The 16,256-nt window shown below is 34.4% G+C and carries 20 protein-coding genes, 1 pseudogene and 1 other annotated feature; of the genes and pseudogenes, 16 read left to right on the forward strand and 5 right to left on the reverse strand.

Features of this window, described 5'->3' with window-relative positions:
* The first annotated feature begins 228 nt into the window (after positions 1-228).
* The 5 genes from DBX25_RS02205 (at position 229) to DBX25_RS02225 (ending at position 4,319) form a co-directional block, all read left to right on the forward strand.
* Entirely contained in the window at positions 229-912 is a 684-nt protein-coding gene (locus DBX25_RS02205; RefSeq protein WP_108669147.1) for a PspA/IM30 family protein, read from the forward strand.
* A 13-nt stretch (positions 913-925) separates the two neighbouring features.
* Positions 926-1,465: an NfeD family membrane protein gene (locus DBX25_RS02210; RefSeq protein WP_108669148.1), complete on the forward strand. Its 540-nt coding sequence runs from the start codon at positions 926-928 to the stop codon at positions 1,463-1,465.
* 39 nt (positions 1,466-1,504) lie between these two features.
* Positions 1,505-3,064, forward strand: coding sequence for a flotillin family protein (locus tag DBX25_RS02215; RefSeq protein WP_108669149.1), 1,560 nt, complete (start codon positions 1,505-1,507; stop codon positions 3,062-3,064).
* A 132-nt stretch (positions 3,065-3,196) separates the two neighbouring features.
* Positions 3,197-4,042: a PGN_0703 family putative restriction endonuclease gene (locus tag DBX25_RS02220; RefSeq protein WP_108669150.1), complete on the forward strand. Its 846-nt coding sequence runs from the start codon at positions 3,197-3,199 to the stop codon at positions 4,040-4,042.
* Positions 4,029-4,319 carry a hypothetical protein gene (locus DBX25_RS02225; RefSeq protein WP_108669151.1) on the forward strand — a complete coding sequence of 97 codons (291 nt, stop codon included), beginning with the start codon at positions 4,029-4,031 and terminating at the stop codon, positions 4,317-4,319. The genes DBX25_RS02220 and DBX25_RS02225 overlap by 14 nt, the downstream gene beginning before the upstream one ends.
* A gap of 61 nt (positions 4,320-4,380) precedes the next feature.
* Here the strand turns inward: DBX25_RS02225 and DBX25_RS02230 are convergent, their stop codons facing one another.
* Positions 4,381-4,605 carry a hypothetical protein gene (locus DBX25_RS02230; protein WP_108669152.1) on the reverse strand — a complete coding sequence of 75 codons (225 nt, stop codon included), beginning with the start codon at positions 4,603-4,605 and terminating at the stop codon, positions 4,381-4,383.
* Between the two features lie 197 nt (positions 4,606-4,802).
* Between DBX25_RS02230 and DBX25_RS02235 the strand changes: the two are divergent.
* A pseudogene (locus DBX25_RS02235) lies at positions 4,803-5,321 on the forward strand (DinB family protein).
* Between the two features lie 39 nt (positions 5,322-5,360).
* Here DBX25_RS02235 and DBX25_RS02240 read toward each other — a convergent pair.
* The 4 genes from DBX25_RS02240 to DBX25_RS02260 all read right to left on the reverse strand — a co-directional run bounded on the left by DBX25_RS02240 (position 5,361) and on the right by DBX25_RS02260 (position 8,502).
* The gene (locus tag DBX25_RS02240) at positions 5,361-6,110 is read right to left on the reverse strand and encodes a LamB/YcsF family protein (RefSeq protein ID WP_108669153.1); all 750 of its coding nucleotides are present in this window, start codon (positions 6,108-6,110) and stop codon (positions 5,361-5,363) included.
* Positions 6,111-7,082, reverse strand: a complete 972-nt coding sequence (locus tag DBX25_RS02245; protein ID WP_108669154.1) for a 5-oxoprolinase subunit C family protein — start codon at positions 7,080-7,082, stop codon at positions 6,111-6,113.
* Complete coding sequence (pxpB, locus tag DBX25_RS02250) at positions 7,073-7,765, reverse strand: 5-oxoprolinase subunit PxpB (RefSeq protein ID WP_108669155.1); 693 nt, start codon at positions 7,763-7,765, stop codon at positions 7,073-7,075. Before pxpB ends, DBX25_RS02245 begins: the two co-directional genes overlap by 10 nt.
* A 548-nt stretch (positions 7,766-8,313) precedes the next feature.
* Entirely contained in the window at positions 8,314-8,502 is a 189-nt protein-coding gene (locus DBX25_RS02260; RefSeq protein ID WP_108669157.1) for a small acid-soluble spore protein H, read from the reverse strand.
* Positions 8,503-8,669: 167 nt separating this feature from the next.
* Here DBX25_RS02260 and DBX25_RS02265 point away from each other — a divergent pair, with 167 nt between their 5' ends.
* From DBX25_RS02265 to DBX25_RS20890, 10 genes are all read left to right on the forward strand, one after another.
* The gene (locus DBX25_RS02265) at positions 8,670-9,077 is read left to right on the forward strand and encodes an NUDIX hydrolase (RefSeq protein ID WP_108669158.1); all 408 of its coding nucleotides are present in this window, start codon (positions 8,670-8,672) and stop codon (positions 9,075-9,077) included.
* Between the two features lie 15 nt (positions 9,078-9,092).
* Positions 9,093-9,686, forward strand: a complete 594-nt coding sequence (locus DBX25_RS02270) for a dienelactone hydrolase family protein (RefSeq protein ID WP_108669339.1) — start codon at positions 9,093-9,095, stop codon at positions 9,684-9,686.
* Positions 9,687-9,701: 15 nt separating this feature from the next.
* Positions 9,702-10,124 (forward strand): DUF1801 domain-containing protein, encoded by a 423-nt coding sequence (locus DBX25_RS02275; protein WP_108669159.1) that lies wholly within the window; start codon positions 9,702-9,704, stop codon positions 10,122-10,124.
* A 72-nt stretch (positions 10,125-10,196) separates the two neighbouring features.
* Positions 10,197-10,455, forward strand: a binding site (T-box leader).
* A gap of 94 nt (positions 10,456-10,549) precedes the next feature.
* Positions 10,550-12,211 (forward strand): glutamine--tRNA ligase/YqeY domain fusion protein, encoded by a 1,662-nt coding sequence (locus DBX25_RS02280; RefSeq protein WP_108669160.1) that lies wholly within the window; start codon positions 10,550-10,552, stop codon positions 12,209-12,211.
* 187 nt (positions 12,212-12,398) lie between these two features.
* Positions 12,399-12,935, forward strand: coding sequence for a P-loop NTPase family protein (locus DBX25_RS02285; protein ID WP_240620120.1), 537 nt, complete (start codon positions 12,399-12,401; stop codon positions 12,933-12,935).
* Positions 12,932-13,315 (forward strand): NUDIX domain-containing protein, encoded by a 384-nt coding sequence (locus DBX25_RS02290; protein ID WP_108669161.1) that lies wholly within the window; start codon positions 12,932-12,934, stop codon positions 13,313-13,315. Before DBX25_RS02285 ends, DBX25_RS02290 begins: the two co-directional genes overlap by 4 nt.
* A 418-nt stretch (positions 13,316-13,733) precedes the next feature.
* Entirely contained in the window at positions 13,734-14,546 is an 813-nt protein-coding gene (locus DBX25_RS02295) for a transporter substrate-binding domain-containing protein (RefSeq protein ID WP_108669162.1), read from the forward strand.
* Positions 14,547-14,557: 11 nt separating this feature from the next.
* On the forward strand, positions 14,558-15,214 hold the full coding sequence (locus tag DBX25_RS02300; RefSeq protein WP_108669163.1) for an amino acid ABC transporter permease: 657 nt from the start codon (positions 14,558-14,560) through the stop codon (positions 15,212-15,214).
* A 54-nt stretch (positions 15,215-15,268) separates the two neighbouring features.
* Positions 15,269-15,991, forward strand: coding sequence for an amino acid ABC transporter ATP-binding protein (locus tag DBX25_RS02305; RefSeq protein ID WP_108669341.1), 723 nt, complete (start codon positions 15,269-15,271; stop codon positions 15,989-15,991).
* Positions 15,992-15,997: 6 nt separating this feature from the next.
* Positions 15,998-16,256 (forward strand): FAD-dependent oxidoreductase (locus DBX25_RS20890; protein ID WP_205685166.1); only part of this gene is annotated, 259 nt, incomplete at its 3' end.

A 16,256-nucleotide genomic window follows, 5' to 3' on the forward strand; every position in this document is an offset into this window, starting at 1 on the left:
GGAAAAAGGGAATCATACGACCTCAACGATGCCCATTTGACACTCTACGTAATGAAAAGGGAATCATACGACCTCAATGATGCCCTAGATGATCTCTCCAGATTAATATACTAGTAGTCAAAAGGAACTATTTTTATTAATTACCAGATTTCGACAATAAAGTGTGAAACTTTTCCAATTTTCTTCCGTAAAGTAGGTATTCCCAAAAAATTCAGGAGGTGCTACACGATGTTTGAATTATTCAAACGTGTGAAGACTGTGGTGAATGCTGAACTTCATTCATTGATAGACAAGGCTGAAAATCCTATCACCATGCTTAATGAATATTTAAGGCAAATGAGTGGAGAAATTCAAGAAGCTGAAAAAGCAACAGCAAAAGTCATTGCGAATGAAAAGCTATTATCCAGAAAAATTAAAGATTTAAACGAGCTCATCTCAAAAAGGAAGGATCAAGCTGTTGAATCGATAAAAAATAATAGAGAAGATTTAGCGAAGAGAGCATTGGAGGATAAATCAAAGCTAGTGAATGAATTGAATGCATTAGATGAACAACACACAATTACAGTGCAGCATGTAGATGATCTTAAAGTAAAGTTAAAAATCATGAAAGATGAATATCGAGAAATGGAATTAAAGCTTGATTCATTGAAAGCTAGACAACAAGCAGCAAAAGCTCGCTCTACAATGAATCAATCACTTACATCAATTAACCAAGGTAACGCCAAACAAGGATTTAAGCGGATGGAAGAAAAAGTTATTCAATTGGAAGCTGAAGCAGAGGCGAGTGAAGATATACAGATTCTTACGAGAAACTTAGAACAAGAAATTTCCGAACTGTCAGGTAAAAATCATATAGATTTAGAACTAGAAGAATTAAAAAAACAGCTAAAGAACATAGAGGAAATTAGTTAGAGGGTGAGTACTGATGGAGCTTTTTGGAATACCTCTCCATACTATTTATTTGTTTATGCTCATTGGATTTGGAGTGCTAACATTATTGTATGTTTTATTTGGTGATGTTTTGGAAGGGATTGCATCTTCAATTGATTTTCTTAATCCCACTCTACTATTATCGTTTTTTACTTTTCTGTCTGCCAGTGGATATTTGTTGGAACGACTAACTCCCTTGAATGGTCTTATCATACTTATGATTAACGTTTTCCTTTCACTCGCTTTGGTAACTTTAATAAACTTCTTCATCCTTGTTCCTTTATCCAAAGCCGAAGAATCGCTCGTCTATACACAAGAATCGTTAATAGGAAGACTTGGGAAAGTGATCATTCCAATACCGAAGGATGGATTTGGTGAAGTTTTAATTGAAAGCAATAGTGGTCGAATCTCTAAACCAGCAGCATGTTTTGAGGGTTCTTCAATAATAGAAGGTCAAACCGTATTAGTAATAGATATCAAAAAAGGCGTTCTATATGTATCTCTACATGAAAGCGTTGAAGAAATGTACTTATAAGCTAGCAAAAGTTTCCCATAAGAAGAGGAGGATGTCCTTATGACACCCATCATGATTTCAATTGGAATTGCTATTTTTGTAGTGATTGCCCTTATTGCAGTATTTATTATGAAATATCGAACAGTAGGTCCAGACGAAGCTTTAATTGTCACAGGAAGTTATTTAGGTAGTAAAAACGTAAATGTTGATGAATCTGGAAATAAGATAAAAATCATCCGAGGTGGTGGTGCATTTATTTTTCCAGTGTTTCAGCAAGCAGAACCATTAAGTTTATTAACTAGTAAACTTGAAGTTACTACACCAGAAGTTTATACGGAGCAAGGAGTTCCTGTTATGGCTGATGGAACTGCCATCATTAAAATCGGCGGAACTATTGAGGATATTGCGACAGCTGCTGAACAATTTTTAGGAAAAGGGAAAGAAGATAGAGAAAACGAAGCACGTGAGGTTTTAGAAGGTCATCTACGTTCTATATTAGGATCGATGACAGTTGAAGAAATCTATAAAAATCGTGACAAATTTTCACAAGAGGTGCAACGTGTTGCGTCACAGGATTTGGCTAAAATGGGTCTTGTGATTGTATCATTTACGATTAAAGATGTTAGAGATAAAAATGGATACCTAGAGGCCCTTGGTAAACCAAGAATCGCTCAAGTTCGAAGAGACGCTGATATTGCGACAGCTGAGGCTGAAAAAGAAACTAGGATTAAGCGCGCTGAGGCAGATAAAGAAGCTAAGAAGGCTGAGTTGGAGCGCGCAACTGAAATTGCTGAGGCGGAAAAAGACAATCAAATGAAAATGGCAGATTTCAGGCGTGATCAAGATGTTGCAAAGGCTCGTGCTGACCAAGCATATGATTTAGAAACTGCTCGTGCAAAGCAAGAAGTAACAGAACATGAAATGCAAATCAAGATTATTGAACGTCAAAAACAAATTGAGTTAGAAGAAAAAGAGATTTTACGTAGAGAAAAACAGTATGATTCGGAAGTGAAAAAGAAAGCGGATGCCGATCGCTATGCAGTAGAACAAGCTGCAGCAGCTGAAAAAGCGAAAGAGTTAGCTGCTGCAGATGCAAACCAATATCGAATTGAAGCAATGGCTAAAGCAGAAGCTGAAAAGGTAAGGTTAGATGGATTGGCCAAAGCAGAGGCTGAGCGTGCAAAAGGGGAAACAGAAGCAGAAATTATCAGATTAACAGGTTTGGCTGAAGCTGAGGCAAAGCGCAAGATTGCTGAAGCGTTTGAACAATACGGGCAAGCAGCCATTTTGGATATGATTGTAAGGATGCTTCCGGAATACGCTAAACAAGTAGCAAGTCCGTTATCAAATATTGATAAAATCACGGTCGTTGACACTGGAGGAAGTGGAGATCATGGTGGTGCCAATAAAGTAACAGGTTATGCGACTAGTCTTATGTCATCGCTACAAGAATCCTTGAAAGCTTCTTCAGGTATCGATGTTAAAGAAATGTTAGAGAATCTTTCGGGTAAAGGGAATATTCGTCATAGCTTAGACCGAATTTCATATGAACTGGGAGCTACTAATCAAATTTCAGCGAGTAAAGAAGTAAAAGAGCCTGTACTTGAAATAGAGAAGTAAAATAATTATGGTGTAATTTGGAAATATAATCACTTCCAAGTTACACCATTTCAACAGGATAATATTCTATTCTCTAAATCTTTTAATAAATTTAAGTAATAATGGTTTGAAATTAGGAGTGGGGGATATCATTTGAACTTTCAGGAAAATATTAAAAATCATTTGTCTGAATACAAAATACATAAGCTAGGTGTTTCTGAAAATGGGTTCTGGAAGAAAAATAAAGTACCATATAGTCATATATTACCTGTTGAATACATGGATTTAAATTTAATAGAGGATTATAGAAAAGAACTATTACAGTACATACAAGAACAAAAACTTCATCTCCATCAAGACTTCCATCACTTAAATTCCTCTCAAGCTGTTTGTCTAAATTTTTTTTATCCCTTAATTTTAGAAAATAAAATTGAATTGTTGTTAAAGATTCTTAATCTAGAAAATGAAAGTCCGGAACTTTGCGAGTTCGAGAAGATAATGAATTTTGAAGAAGGTACTAACTTTGACTTTTATATTAAATTACGATCAGGTAAACAAATTTTCTTTGAAATTAAGTACACTGAGAGTAAATTTGGGAAAGTTAAATCTAGTGAAAAATACATTAAGAAATATAATGAGGTTTATAAGTATCGTTTATTTGAAAAATTAAAATCAGACCTTAACCAATATGAAGAATTAATTAGAAATTATCAGTTGTTAAGAAACCTCTCATATTTGGAAGAATCAAATGATAATTTGTTAATCATAATTTGTCCCAATAACAACTATTCACTTTACAAAGAATACCAGCATGTTTTTAACAATGTAATTGTACCATCTCTTCATCACAATATCAGTTTTATCCCATGGGAATCATTGTTGGATCAGCTAACAATCTTATTACATAACACATCTGATTCTCCGAAACGCCTTAAAAACCATTATTCAAATTTTAAGGAGAAATATTTAATTAGAGGTAATTTGGATGAAAAAAAGTGATGTACTTGTTGCGGATATCGTAATTTATGCAATGAAACAAATTCAAATGGCGAAATTAGACAAAAAATTAACAGGAGATATTGAATATTGGAATGGCGAAATCATGTCTATGAAATATCTACTTTTATACATTGACAAATTATTAGGAAAAAGGAAAACAAATGAAACTACTCTTCCAGAATTAAGTATTCTCTTTCAAAGAGTAGACTCAAACCGCAAAGAAAGATTTGATTATTTTTCGAGCAAAATATGGGAAGATGAATTGGATGAGGAATAATTTTTAACTAAAAAATGAAAGGTCAACCTCGGCTTAATCTTGGTTGACCTTTTACTATGTATCACACTATCTTATCATGCCTTGGTAAATCATTAAGTTTCATTTTCTCAATTTCGAGTCGCATTTTTTCTGTCTCAATTAAGAAGTTTTGGTTTTTAAGTTTTTCTAACTCAATTTCATCTAGTAGCATTTTCCCTTTTAGCTTGGTCTGCTTTTGCAAATGACTTGTTACGATTGCAATGATTGGAATTGAAAAAACCATAATAATTGTGACCATTCCTGTCATACTAAACCCTCCTAACCAATATAACATTTGTTACGATTTAAAAAGATTAAGGTTTCAATAATAAAGAATCTGGTTTGTTTGAGAGGATTAATATGTAAGTCTATCATAATTATACCATTATTATCCAATGAATATAAGTCTATTTATTTTCCTTCATCCTGTTAATCTTGAATTATGAAAAGATTGGAGGTAATGACATGATTGATTATAGGATTGTGCATAGGGAAGGTTTTACTGAGAAAATAGGTTCACTCGTTTCCATGATGGATTATTCAAGAGCGGTTTTGTTACATGACATAAAAGATTTAAGCCAAGACGATTTAGACTTTTTACCCGAAGGTCATGGCAATACTATAGGAGCTTTATTAATGCATATTGCTTCGGTAGATTTTGCTTATCAAATTATTACTGTTGAAAATAGGGACTTGAATGAAAGTGAACTCTTGAGATAGGAAGCCGCACTAGATCTAGGTGAAAAAGCCAGGGACGAAATAAAAGGTAAACCACTAGAGTATTACCTTACTGTATTGAATGATGTGAGGGAAAATACATTGGCTATACTAAAATCACAGGATGATTCGTGGTTAATGGAAGAACATAAATGGGATAATGGTAAGCCGTATAACCATTATTGGATGTGGTACCATGTGATGGAGGATGAAATTAATCATCGTGGTCAAATCAGGACAATTAAACGTTTACTAAACAAAAAATAATTTTGTAAAAGAGCTGCTTCAAACTCGGCAGCTCTTTTATTATTTAATTTGAATTCCTTCTGATAACAATACAGACGTTAACTTCCTAGCAAAAGAAACCGCATGTAAATTATCTCCATGTAAGCATATCGTATCTGCCACTAATGGAATCATTTTTCCATTTACAGTCTTTACCCTTTTTTCTTTTACCATAAGAAGAGTTTGCGTGATAGCTTGATTTTCATCTATGATAAGAGCATTCTTTTCATTTCTTGGTGTCAGAGTACCATCATCCTGATATGTTCTGTCAGCGAATACTTCACTTGCGACATTTATTCCATATTTAGTTCCTGCTTGAATTAATTCACTGTTGGCGAGTCCATAAAGTATTAGGGTAGGATCAAGATGATAGACTGCTTTGGTTATTGCCTCTGCATATGCCGGATTTACAGCGCTCATATTATACAAGGCACCATGCGGCTTGACATGGTTGAGTTTAGCTCCTTGAGCACATACAAAAGCTTGTAATGCTCCCACTTGATATAACACTATATAATAAACCTCTTCAGGAGAAAGATTCATATTTCTACGACCGAAACCACTTAGGTCAGGAAAACCAGGATGTGCTCCTATTTTCACATTGTTTGTATATGCTAATTCAACGGTTTTGTACATAATATTTGGATCACCTGCATGGAATCCACATGCAATGTTCGCAGACGAAATGTATTTCATCATTTCTTGATCTTGCCCGATTTGGTAAGCACCAAAGCTTTCTCCTAAATCACAATTTAGATCCACTGAAAACAACTAATATCCACTCTCTTTCCATTTTGCCAAGATAATTTTCTTAAGTGATCTGATTTCATTTTCTTGCTGTAAGGCTAATTGATGAGCATGATCTAATGAAATTTCCTTAAAGGTAATGAAATCTCCCGGTTTTCGCTGTGCTAAACGAGGTAGGTCCGTAGTTATGATTTGGGCAATTTTGGGGTATCCACCTGTTGTTTGTCGATCAGCCATTAAGATAATCGGTTGTCCATTTGAAGGTATTTGTACTGTTCCAAAAGTGACTCCTTCTGTCACCAATTCTTGTTTTTTGAGTAAATGAAGCTGTGGACCCTGTAAACGGAATCCCATTCTGTTGGAATCCTTCGTTACTGTAAAGCTAGAAGACTGTAAAAGCGCTATACTACCTTTATCAAAATAATCATATTGCCTGCCTCTAATAAATCTAATAGGTTGATTTTCAAATAGGTTGTTGGAGTAATTAGGAGAAAGCAGCCAATTAATTTTTGGGGCTTCTTTAAATTTAACATCTACTATTGGAAGGACATCTCCTTTTAATAATGGCCTACCATCAAAACCACCAAATCTGGCAGGAAGGCACGTGCTTTTACTTCCTAAAATTTTCTCTACTAGAATTCCACCTTTAAAAGCGATATAACATCGACAACCAATCAAAGCTTTTCCGAATGCTAAAATGTCTCCTTTTTCTACAAAAAACGGTTTATTTAAAGAAATTGAATGATTGTTTAAAGTTGGGGATAAATCTCCACCTGATATCGCAATCAATGAGTTAGTAAGGAACTGAAGGGACGGGCCAATTTGTGTCACCTCTAAAGCTGCTTCATTTTCATCATTACCTACTAATAAATTCGCTAGTCTATGAGATAAGAGATCCATGGAACCTGAAACAATAATGCCGTCACGTTGATATCCATATCTACCCATATCCTGTACAGTTGTTAATAATCCTGGTTTATTGACCTTTACACCCATGCTTGATTCTCCCATTGATCAAATTCGACTCTGCTGATTGGATAGAACTTTACCTGGTCCCCAGCTTTTAATAAAGTTGGAGATGGTTGTTGGTGAATGTCAAACAACCTGATAGGGGTTCTACCAATAATTTGCCAACCTCCGGGGCTATCAAGGGGATAAATTCCCGTTTGATTACCTGCAACGCCAACAGAACCTTGTGGAACTTTTATACGGGGACTTGTTTTTCTTGGGGAGTGAAGCTGTTGATCCAAACCAGATAGAAAAGGAAACCCTGGAGAAAAACCAATAAAAATAACATCGTAAATCACCTGGCTATGTAGGTGAATAATTTCATTGATTGAGATTTTTTTGCTTTCTGCTAGCAATTGGAGATCTAATCCGAAATCATTTTCATAACAAACTGGGATTTCAAAATATCTATTATTAAGTTGAAGTGATGAATTCATTGTATTTATCATATTGCAAAGTAGCTTTGTGACAGTACTAAATGGGGAGTCTCCTTTCATGATAAATGGATTATAGTAAACTGTAATGGTATTGTAAGCAGGGACTAGCTCTACATACCCTTTAAACGGGTTTAGAGCTATATATTGCGCTATTTTTTGGACTTCAACATAATTTTGATTTGTAAAAATTATTAATATAGAACTTTCGTTAAGGGGTTCAATTGTGTATTCCATCTAGTACCATCACACTTTCTAAATCAGTCTAAAATAAAGATAACAGATAAATCTGAAAATGATAATTAGTTTTAATGGAATTTCCATATTTAACTTTTTAAAAGCGCTAGTATAAGCATTTGGTAATATTGAATGATGATTTGGTAATAAAAACGACTATTTCGGTAAAAAAATTATCCTATTCGGTAAAATACATGGTCCGTTCGGTAATATTAGAAAAATTTAGTGGGAAACTCTTTAAACAATATGTTTATCGTGACGACTAATCCTTCCTATAAAGCATTAAATATAGCTGCCATATATTTTTACATACAAAAAGCCTCTGATTTTCTACCATCAAAGGCTTTTTTGGTAATTTTTAACCTTTACTTGTCTTAATATTCCGTAACTCATAACCACAATCAGGGCAATTAAATATTACATTTTGATTAGATTGAGCAGTCAAAACAGATTGTAATTCTGATTGTGATTTGCAATTAGGACAGGTGACGATTGGTGATTCTGAGTTCATACTATTTAGTTCCTCCCAATTAAGATGGTGAACTAGTCTATTCCATTAAATGTTCAACTAAATTGGACAATGGAACGTCTTGTTCATTATTTGGTTGATCTAATGGATAAATTCTTGCTGTTTCATTTTTTTCATCAATATTTTGAATGTAGACAGGAATTTCATTATACGTTACATGAGACATTACAGGTGAAGCTGCTATTTGCTGAGCACGTTGTTTATTCAAATTAATCCCCCTTTATGATTAAGACAGTTTTAATGTTTACTTTTAGTATGATTTATATGAGTTGGTCATTCTTTTTTTCTTGTTTGATTTTAAAGGAAAATAACATCATTGAAAGAAATAGTATTAAGGGATTAGTTCAATGATTGAAAATGAGAGGAGAACTATAAATGGTACCACCAAAACATATTGTTTCAGCAGCAGCCATAGTACTAAACGAAAGAAATGAAATCCTACTTATCAAAGGCCCAAGAAGAGGTTGGGAAATGCCAGGAGGACAAGTAGAAGAAGGGGAATCCTTAAAAACTGCCGCAATTAGAGAAACGAAGGAAGAAAGTGGAATTGATATAGAAATCACTAAATTTTGTGGAGTCTTTCAAAATGTAAACAATTCAATTTGTAACACATTGTTTATAGGAACGCCTATTGGAGGAGAACTCACTACAACTCCTGAGAGCTTAGAAGTAGGTTTCTTTCCAATAAAAGATGCGTTAGAAATGGTCACTTGGAAAAATTTCAGAGAGAGAATTGAACTTTGTCTAAAAGAAGATTCTCATCCTTTTCTAATCGAGTTCTAAGGTTTAATGCAGGCAATGATTAAAATCAATAACAATTCAAACAAAGTCATTATTGTATTACATGAAATTTATGGAATAAACCAACATATTAAAGATTTTTCTGAAAAATTAGCTAAAGAGGGTTTTGATGTTATTTGTCCCAATTTATTAGAAAGGGATATGTCATTTTGTTATTCTGAGCAACAACTCGCTTATCAGTACTTTATGGAAAATGTAGGTTTTACTTCAGCAAATCGAAAAGTCAATGTATTACTTTCAGAGGTAAAGTCTTTTTATAAAAAAGTATTTATCATTGGTTTTAGTATTGGGGCAACAGTAGCTTGGAACTGTAGTGAGTCAGATGATATTGATGGTGTGATCGGATTTTATGGTTCAAGGATAAGGGATTATGTAAAAACCAATCCTAAATGTCCTGTATTGTTATTCTTTCCAAGTGAAGAAAAATCATTTGAATTGGATAAGCTGATTACTATGTTAAATAAAAAAGATATTATTACGTTTAAAATGGAAGGTAAGCACGGTTTTGGTGATCCTTATTCAGCAAAGTACCTTGAGGAGTCAGCCAAAATTACATATTTTGAAATAGTAAATTTCTTAAACATACATTAAGGAGGGGAAGAAATCATGTACGAGCTAAAAACAAAAGAAACCGATAATAGTGTTATTGAGTTTATTGAACATGTCGATAACCCAAAGAAAAAAGAAGATGCATATAAATTATTAGATCTTTTTACTGAAACAACTGGTTTTCAAGCAAAAATGTGGGGACCAAGTATCATTGGGTTCGGATCCTATCATTATAAATATGAGTCTGGACATGAAGGTGATGCACCGCTAGTAGGCTTTTCCCCTAGAAAAGCGAAAATAAGTTTGTATTTTGCTCCTGGTGACCAAAAACGTGAGGAATTACTTAATAACTTCGGTAAGCACACTACTGGAAAGGCATGTGTATACATAAATAAAATGGCCGATATTGATGTGGAAATTTTGAAAGAATTAATCACTCAATCGGTTAAATTTTTGCAAGAAACGTATCCTGATCAATAAAAATAAGATTAATCTGAAAAATTTTGTTTACTTCTAATTCTTTGATTGATACTATATTAAAAATCAATTCTTAAAATGGCGATGAAGAGAAGAGTAGGTAAATGTATTCTTTACAGAGAGCTCCGGTTGCTGAAAAGGAGTAAGATTGCTTTTATTGAACCAAGACTCTGAGCTATCACATTGGAACCTTTAATTAGGGGATAGTGTGACAGGTGCTCCTGTTATAGAGCTAGGGTATAAGTATTTTTAAAAATACCGTACCCGAAGAGGTTAATATGGCAACATATTAATAAACTGGGGTGGTACCGCGAATTCAAATCTCGCCCCCAAGGCTGAACATAGTCTTGGGGGTGGGATTTTTTTATTTCCTTAAAGAAATTTTATCATAAATGTTAACAACCATAACATTCATTGGAGGAGTAAAAATGTTTACAGATTCTTTTATCCATAAATTAATTGAAGAAGATTTGGACAATAAAACCTTTCATAGACCTATTAGTACACGATTCCCACCCGAGCCGAATGGCTATCTTCATATTGGTAGTGCATTTGCTATTTATGTGAATTATATGTTTGCAAAACAATATAACGGTAGATTTAATTTGCGTTTTGATGATACGAATCCATTAAAAGAGGATATTGAATACGTGGACGCGATAATCGAAGATATGAATTGGCTAGGACTTAGTCCAGGAGATCGAATTTTTTATGGATCAGATTATTCAAAAGACATTTTTGAGGCAGCCATTAAGCTGATTAAAAAAGGAAAAGCGTTTGTTTGTGAATTATCACCTGAAGAAATGACAGAATATCGAGGAACATTAACTGACCCTGGGAAAAATAGTCCTTATAGAAATCGAACCGTAGAAGAAAACTTAACACTTTTTCAAAAAATGAAAAATGGTGATTTTCCTACCTCTTCCATGGTTTTGCGGGCGAAAATTGCTATGGATTCACCAAATATCAACTTAAGGGATCCTGTTCTATACAGGATTATACATGCCCATCATTATCGAACAGGGAATGATTGGTGTATTTATCCGATGTATGATTTTGCTCATCCCATTCAAGATGCGATAGAAGGAATTACTCATTCCTTATGTTCCATAGAATTTAAAGACCATCGTCCTCTTTACGAATGGGTATTAGAGGAATTAGATTTTACCGAACCACCAAAGCAACGAGAATTCGGACGAGTGAACTTAAATGGAGTTGTTACTAGCAAGCGTTATTTAAGAGAATTAGTAGCTGGAAAACACGTGGATGGCTGGGATGACCCTCGATTGCCTACAATCAAAGGTTTAAGAAGAAGGGGATTTACCCCAGAAAGTATTAAAACGTTTATCAAAGAAATAGGTCTAGTAAAGCACCAAAGCACCATTGATTTCTCATTACTTGAAAGTACAATTAGGAACGACCTAAAACTAAAAGTAAAAAGTGTAATGGCTGTCTTAAATCCATTAAAAGTTACCATTACTAATTATGAAGAAGGAAAAACTGAGCTTCTATCAATCGAAAACAATAGTGAAAATAAGGATTTAGGAAATAGACAGGTTCCATTCTCTAGAGTTATTTATATTGAGAAAGATGACTTTATGGAAGAACCTACAAAAGGCTTTAAGCGATTGACATTAAATTCGGAAATACGATTAAAGGGTGCTTATTTTATAAAATGCAATCAAATTATTAAGGATGATGTAACCGGTGAAATAACTGAGCTTCTTTGCACCTATGATCCATTAACTAAAAGTGGTTCAGGATTTACGGAAAGAAAAGTTAAAGGTACGATTCATTGGGTCTCAGCCTCACATGGGATACCAGTAGAAGTAAACTTATTCGAGAAATTATTTGAAGATGAAGAAATTCTAAAGAACGAACATAAATCGTGGGAGGAAAAAATAAACCCATATTCAAAAATCACTCTTTCAAATTGTATTGTTGATCCAACGGTAAAAACCGCAATTCCAGAAGAGAAGTTTCAATTTTTTAGACATGGATATTTTTGTGTTGATAAACTTACAACTAACAAAAAAATAATCTTCAATAGAATAGTTTCATTGAAGGATACATGGAAAGGAAAAAGCTAAAAGAAAAAGTAAGAGAAGAAAAAAATTTAGTTTTTCTATCCAACCATGTTTCATTTAGACTAAAAGATTTGCTGGAGATTTCTCAGCAAATCTTTTTTTGTATCAAACTATTTTATTTAATATTCTCAGAGGAATTCTGACATTCAGTACAGAAACCGTATTCATACAAGAAAAGATGGTGAAAGCATTGAATAAGAATATAAGACTTAGCAAAATACAAATCATCGGGTCTGTCGGGAGTGGAAAGACAACCCTAGCAAAAAAACTCTCTACAAAATTAAAAATTCCTTATTATGAATTGGATAATGTGGTTTGGGAAAGGCTGCCCTCTGGAGACAGGAGAAGAAGTGAGGTAGAGAGAAATGAATATTTAAATCGAATTGTTGGGAGTGAAACTTGGATCATTGAGGGAGTTCATTATAAATGGGTACAACAAGGTTTCAGAGATGCAGATCTTATTATTTTTATAGATACAGACGTTAAAGTCCGGAAATATCGAATAATAAAACGATTTTTGAGACAAAAGCTAGGGATTGAACATTCAAATTATAAACCAACCTTCAGTATGTTTAAGAAATTGTTTGTTTGGAACTCGTATTTTGAAAATGTAAGTAAGCCTGACATATTAATAATTTTGGATCAATTTAACGAAAAGGTATTAGTATTTAACGATACAAAGGACATGAATAAGTATTTTTGTGAATATTTGGAACGGTGTTTATGATATCACAAGCAGTTATTATCAATGAAAACAAAATCCTAATGGTAAAACAATATGTGCAAAGAGGAGACATAGTATGGAATTTCCCTGGTGGAAATATAGAAGAATATGAAACCCCATTTGAAACTTGTATAAGAGAAGTAAAAGAGGAAACAGGTTACGATGTAGCTATTAAAGAATTGTTGTACACAAATAAAAAGAAATATATATTTTTAGGAGAAATTATTGGTGGAGAGCTTTACATCGATAAAAACAATGAAGCGAATAATGACATAATTGATGCGGCTTGGATTCCTCTAGATGAAGATGACAAATTTGATAATTATACAGCACCTGTACTAGAAAAAGTTATTGAAAAATTTTTTCGAGGTAAAGAAAGTTGAAACCAATTCAAGAATGGATAAAAGAAACCAAGACAGATTATTATAAAATAGGTGTATAGTTACTCAAATAAATATTAATTTTTTTTAGAATATAATTATATGAATTTCACATATAAATTGGATAAGCGCTTACATTAGTGTGCGCCAGGTCAATGGTTTGGTCATAATGCTATGAAAAGATAACCTCTTTTCATGTTCCCATTTGAACCGTGTAACCATGATTACTTTCGCTTGAATAGATTCTTTCTATTCATTTGGTAGTATTCATGCTTGCGCGGTTTTTTCCTTTTTTCATACATAAACTTGTCCATTTTTGAATAAAGGATTATAAATTACGTCTTTTATCTTTTTTACTATTCTAGAAGTTTTATATAAGATTTCTAGATTTTCTATAAAAACATTAAGAGGGGGAAGTAATTTGAAGAAGATCATTATTTTTGCTCTGACATTATGTTTAGTTTTCATGCTTGCAGCGTGTGGGACCACAAAGACAACTACGTCTCAAGGTGGTAAAGGAGAGAAAAAAGAAACAGGTTTATTAGGAGAAATACAAAAGGCAGGGGTCATTAATATTGGTATTGAAGGTGCTTATCCACCATTCAACTATTTCGATGAGAGTAATAAGTTGGTAGGCTTTGACGTCGATATTGCAGACGAAATAACGAAAAGAATGGGAGTCAAGCCGAATTATGTTCCTACACCTTGGGACACGATTATTGGCGGATTGTTGACAAAGAAGTACGATATTATCCTTTCGAGCATGTCCATTACGGAAGAAAGAAAACAGAAGGTAGATTTCACAGAGCCTTATTATCATACTGGTGCCCAACTATTTATCGCAGAAGATAACACTGCAATTAAAGATCCTGTAGCAGATATTAAAGGGGAGCTGATTGGGGTCTGTATCGGAACGACCTTTGAAAAGAAAGCAACCGAGCTTGGAGCAAAAGTTGTCACTTATAAAAATGATATGTTAACTTTCCAAGACCTTTCCAATAAACGTATCGTTGGAGTCATTACAGATAAAGCAGTAGGCGCCAGGATGATCAAAGAAAAAGGATATCCTTTCAAGCCTGTTGGTGACATGCTTATTCAGGATGCGGCAGGTATCACTTTAAATAAAAATGAAGAAGCATTAAAAGCGGAAATCAATAAACACTTAAAAGATATGATGGAAGATGGGACCTATGAAGAAATCAGTAAGAAATGGTTCGGTAATGATATTCGCTAAGGAGAGATTCGATGCTTAATTTCAGTTTAGTAGGCGATTTTATTCCGTTCATGATTAAGGCGGCAGTTGTTACTATGCAACTGTCGCTTGTATCTATAATCGTTGGACTAGTTTTCGGGTTGGTCATTGCTTTAATGAGAATCTCCAAAATAAAAATATTATCCTACATTGCACAATTCTATATTTGGATTATTCGCGGAACCCCCATGCTCGTCCAATTGTTTCTCGTATATTTTGGTTTACCGCAAATTGGAATAGAGCTATCACCTTTTGTCTCATCTGTCATTGCATTAGGGATGAATGCAGCTGCCTATATTGCTGAAATATATCGCGGAGGCATTATGTCGGTCCCAACCGGGCAAGTGGAGGCGGCAGAATCATTAGGGATGAGATATCCAGTTATCATGAAAAAAATTATCCTTCCACAGGCAATCAGAGTCAGTGTACCTTCACTTGGAAACCAAGCTGTCATGATGTTGAAGGATTCATCATTGGCTTCACTCGTAACGGTGTCAGAATTAATGATGGTTTCACAAAGATTCGCTGCCACGAATTATGCATTTATTGAATTCTATATCGTCGCAGCTGGATTCTATCTTGTGATGACCACCATCTTTACATTTGTCCTGAATAAGGTTGAACAGCGCATGTCCATAAGTGAACGCTAGGAGGAAATTGAAGTGAAAGCTAATCAGATCGAAGAGGTCGGTACAGTATCCCCAATCATTCTTGTTGAAAATCTTCATAAGAGCTTTGATCAATTAGAGGTTTTAAAGGGAATTGACCTTCAAGTACAAAAGGGTGAGGTGGTGGCTCTTATCGGTGCCAGTGGTTCTGGGAAGAGTACGTTACTTAGATGTTTAAATCGACTAGAAACAGTGACAAGCGGTAAGATTACAATCGATCATATTGTATTGGATAATTCCGTGAAGAATATTAGTAAAATTAGGCAAGAGGTCGGCATGGTTTTTCAACAATTTAATTTGTTTCCGCATATGACAGTCTTAGAGAATGTAACGGTGGGACCCATTCAGGTTTTAAAACAAACTAAGGCTGAAGCGGAGATTGAAGCTATTAAACTATTAGACAAAGTCGGCCTTAAAGACAAAAAAGATGTGTACCCTAAGAAGCTTTCAGGAGGTCAGCAGCAACGGGTGGCAATTGCTCGATCCCTTGCCATGAATCCTAAGATTATGCTTTTCGATGAGCCCACATCAGCACTTGACCCTGAGCTTGTGGGGGAAGTCTTACATGTAATGAAAAAATTAGCGACAGAAGGTATGACCATGGTGGTGGTAACACATGAAATGGGATTCGCGAAAGAAGTCGCAGATCGAGTGATTTTCATGCATAACGGTATCATTGAGGAACAAGGAAATCCGAAAGAGGTACTGACGAATCCAAAAAGTGAGAGATTGAATTCATTTTTACGTTTAGTGAAGTAAACGATTATGAAAAATGAATCCCATTTAATGAACCGTCTCAGTTTGTTAAGTTTGCAAGTTGATAAAGAGACAGAGCAGTCCGCTAATCAAGCTAAAGATACTTATACTGTTCTCAAAGAGTTTCTATCCGAAAATCAACAAGTAAAAACAAGTTCTCATATAACCATCATAGGTGGAGGCATTGTTGGACTGATGTCAGCATACTTTTTACAGAAATATGGCTTCCAAATCACTCTTCTAGAGAAGAAGTCGTTTGGAGCTGCAG

The sequence above is a fragment of the Peribacillus acanthi genome, from assembly GCF_003073175.1.
Taxonomy (GTDB): domain Bacteria; phylum Bacillota; class Bacilli; order Bacillales; family DSM-1321; genus Bacillus_BN; species Bacillus_BN acanthi.

Excerpts from the sequence above, each read along its gene's own strand:
- DBX25_RS02275 (WP_108669159.1), top strand. The coding sequence starts at position 9,702 with ATGTACGAGCTAAAAACAAAAGAAACCGATAATAGTGTTATTGAGTTT.
- pxpB (WP_108669155.1), bottom strand. The coding sequence starts at position 7,765 with ATGGAATACACAATTGAACCCCTTAACGAAAGTTCTATATTAATAATT.
- DBX25_RS02215 (WP_108669149.1), top strand. The coding sequence starts at position 1,505 with ATGACACCCATCATGATTTCAATTGGAATTGCTATTTTTGTAGTGATT.
- DBX25_RS02230 (WP_108669152.1), bottom strand. The coding sequence starts at position 4,605 with ATGACAGGAATGGTCACAATTATTATGGTTTTTTCAATTCCAATCATT.
- DBX25_RS02205 (WP_108669147.1), top strand. The coding sequence starts at position 229 with ATGTTTGAATTATTCAAACGTGTGAAGACTGTGGTGAATGCTGAACTT.
- DBX25_RS02265 (WP_108669158.1), top strand. The coding sequence starts at position 8,670 with ATGGTACCACCAAAACATATTGTTTCAGCAGCAGCCATAGTACTAAAC.
- DBX25_RS02225 (WP_108669151.1), top strand. The coding sequence starts at position 4,029 with ATGAAAAAAAGTGATGTACTTGTTGCGGATATCGTAATTTATGCAATG.
- DBX25_RS02280 (WP_108669160.1), top strand. The coding sequence starts at position 10,550 with ATGTTTACAGATTCTTTTATCCATAAATTAATTGAAGAAGATTTGGAC.
- DBX25_RS02300 (WP_108669163.1), top strand. The coding sequence starts at position 14,558 with ATGCTTAATTTCAGTTTAGTAGGCGATTTTATTCCGTTCATGATTAAG.
- DBX25_RS02270 (WP_108669339.1), top strand. The coding sequence starts at position 9,093 with ATGATTAAAATCAATAACAATTCAAACAAAGTCATTATTGTATTACAT.
- DBX25_RS02210 (WP_108669148.1), top strand. The coding sequence starts at position 926 with ATGGAGCTTTTTGGAATACCTCTCCATACTATTTATTTGTTTATGCTC.
- DBX25_RS02245 (WP_108669154.1), bottom strand. The coding sequence starts at position 7,082 with ATGGGTGTAAAGGTCAATAAACCAGGATTATTAACAACTGTACAGGAT.
- DBX25_RS02290 (WP_108669161.1), top strand. The coding sequence starts at position 12,932 with ATGATATCACAAGCAGTTATTATCAATGAAAACAAAATCCTAATGGTA.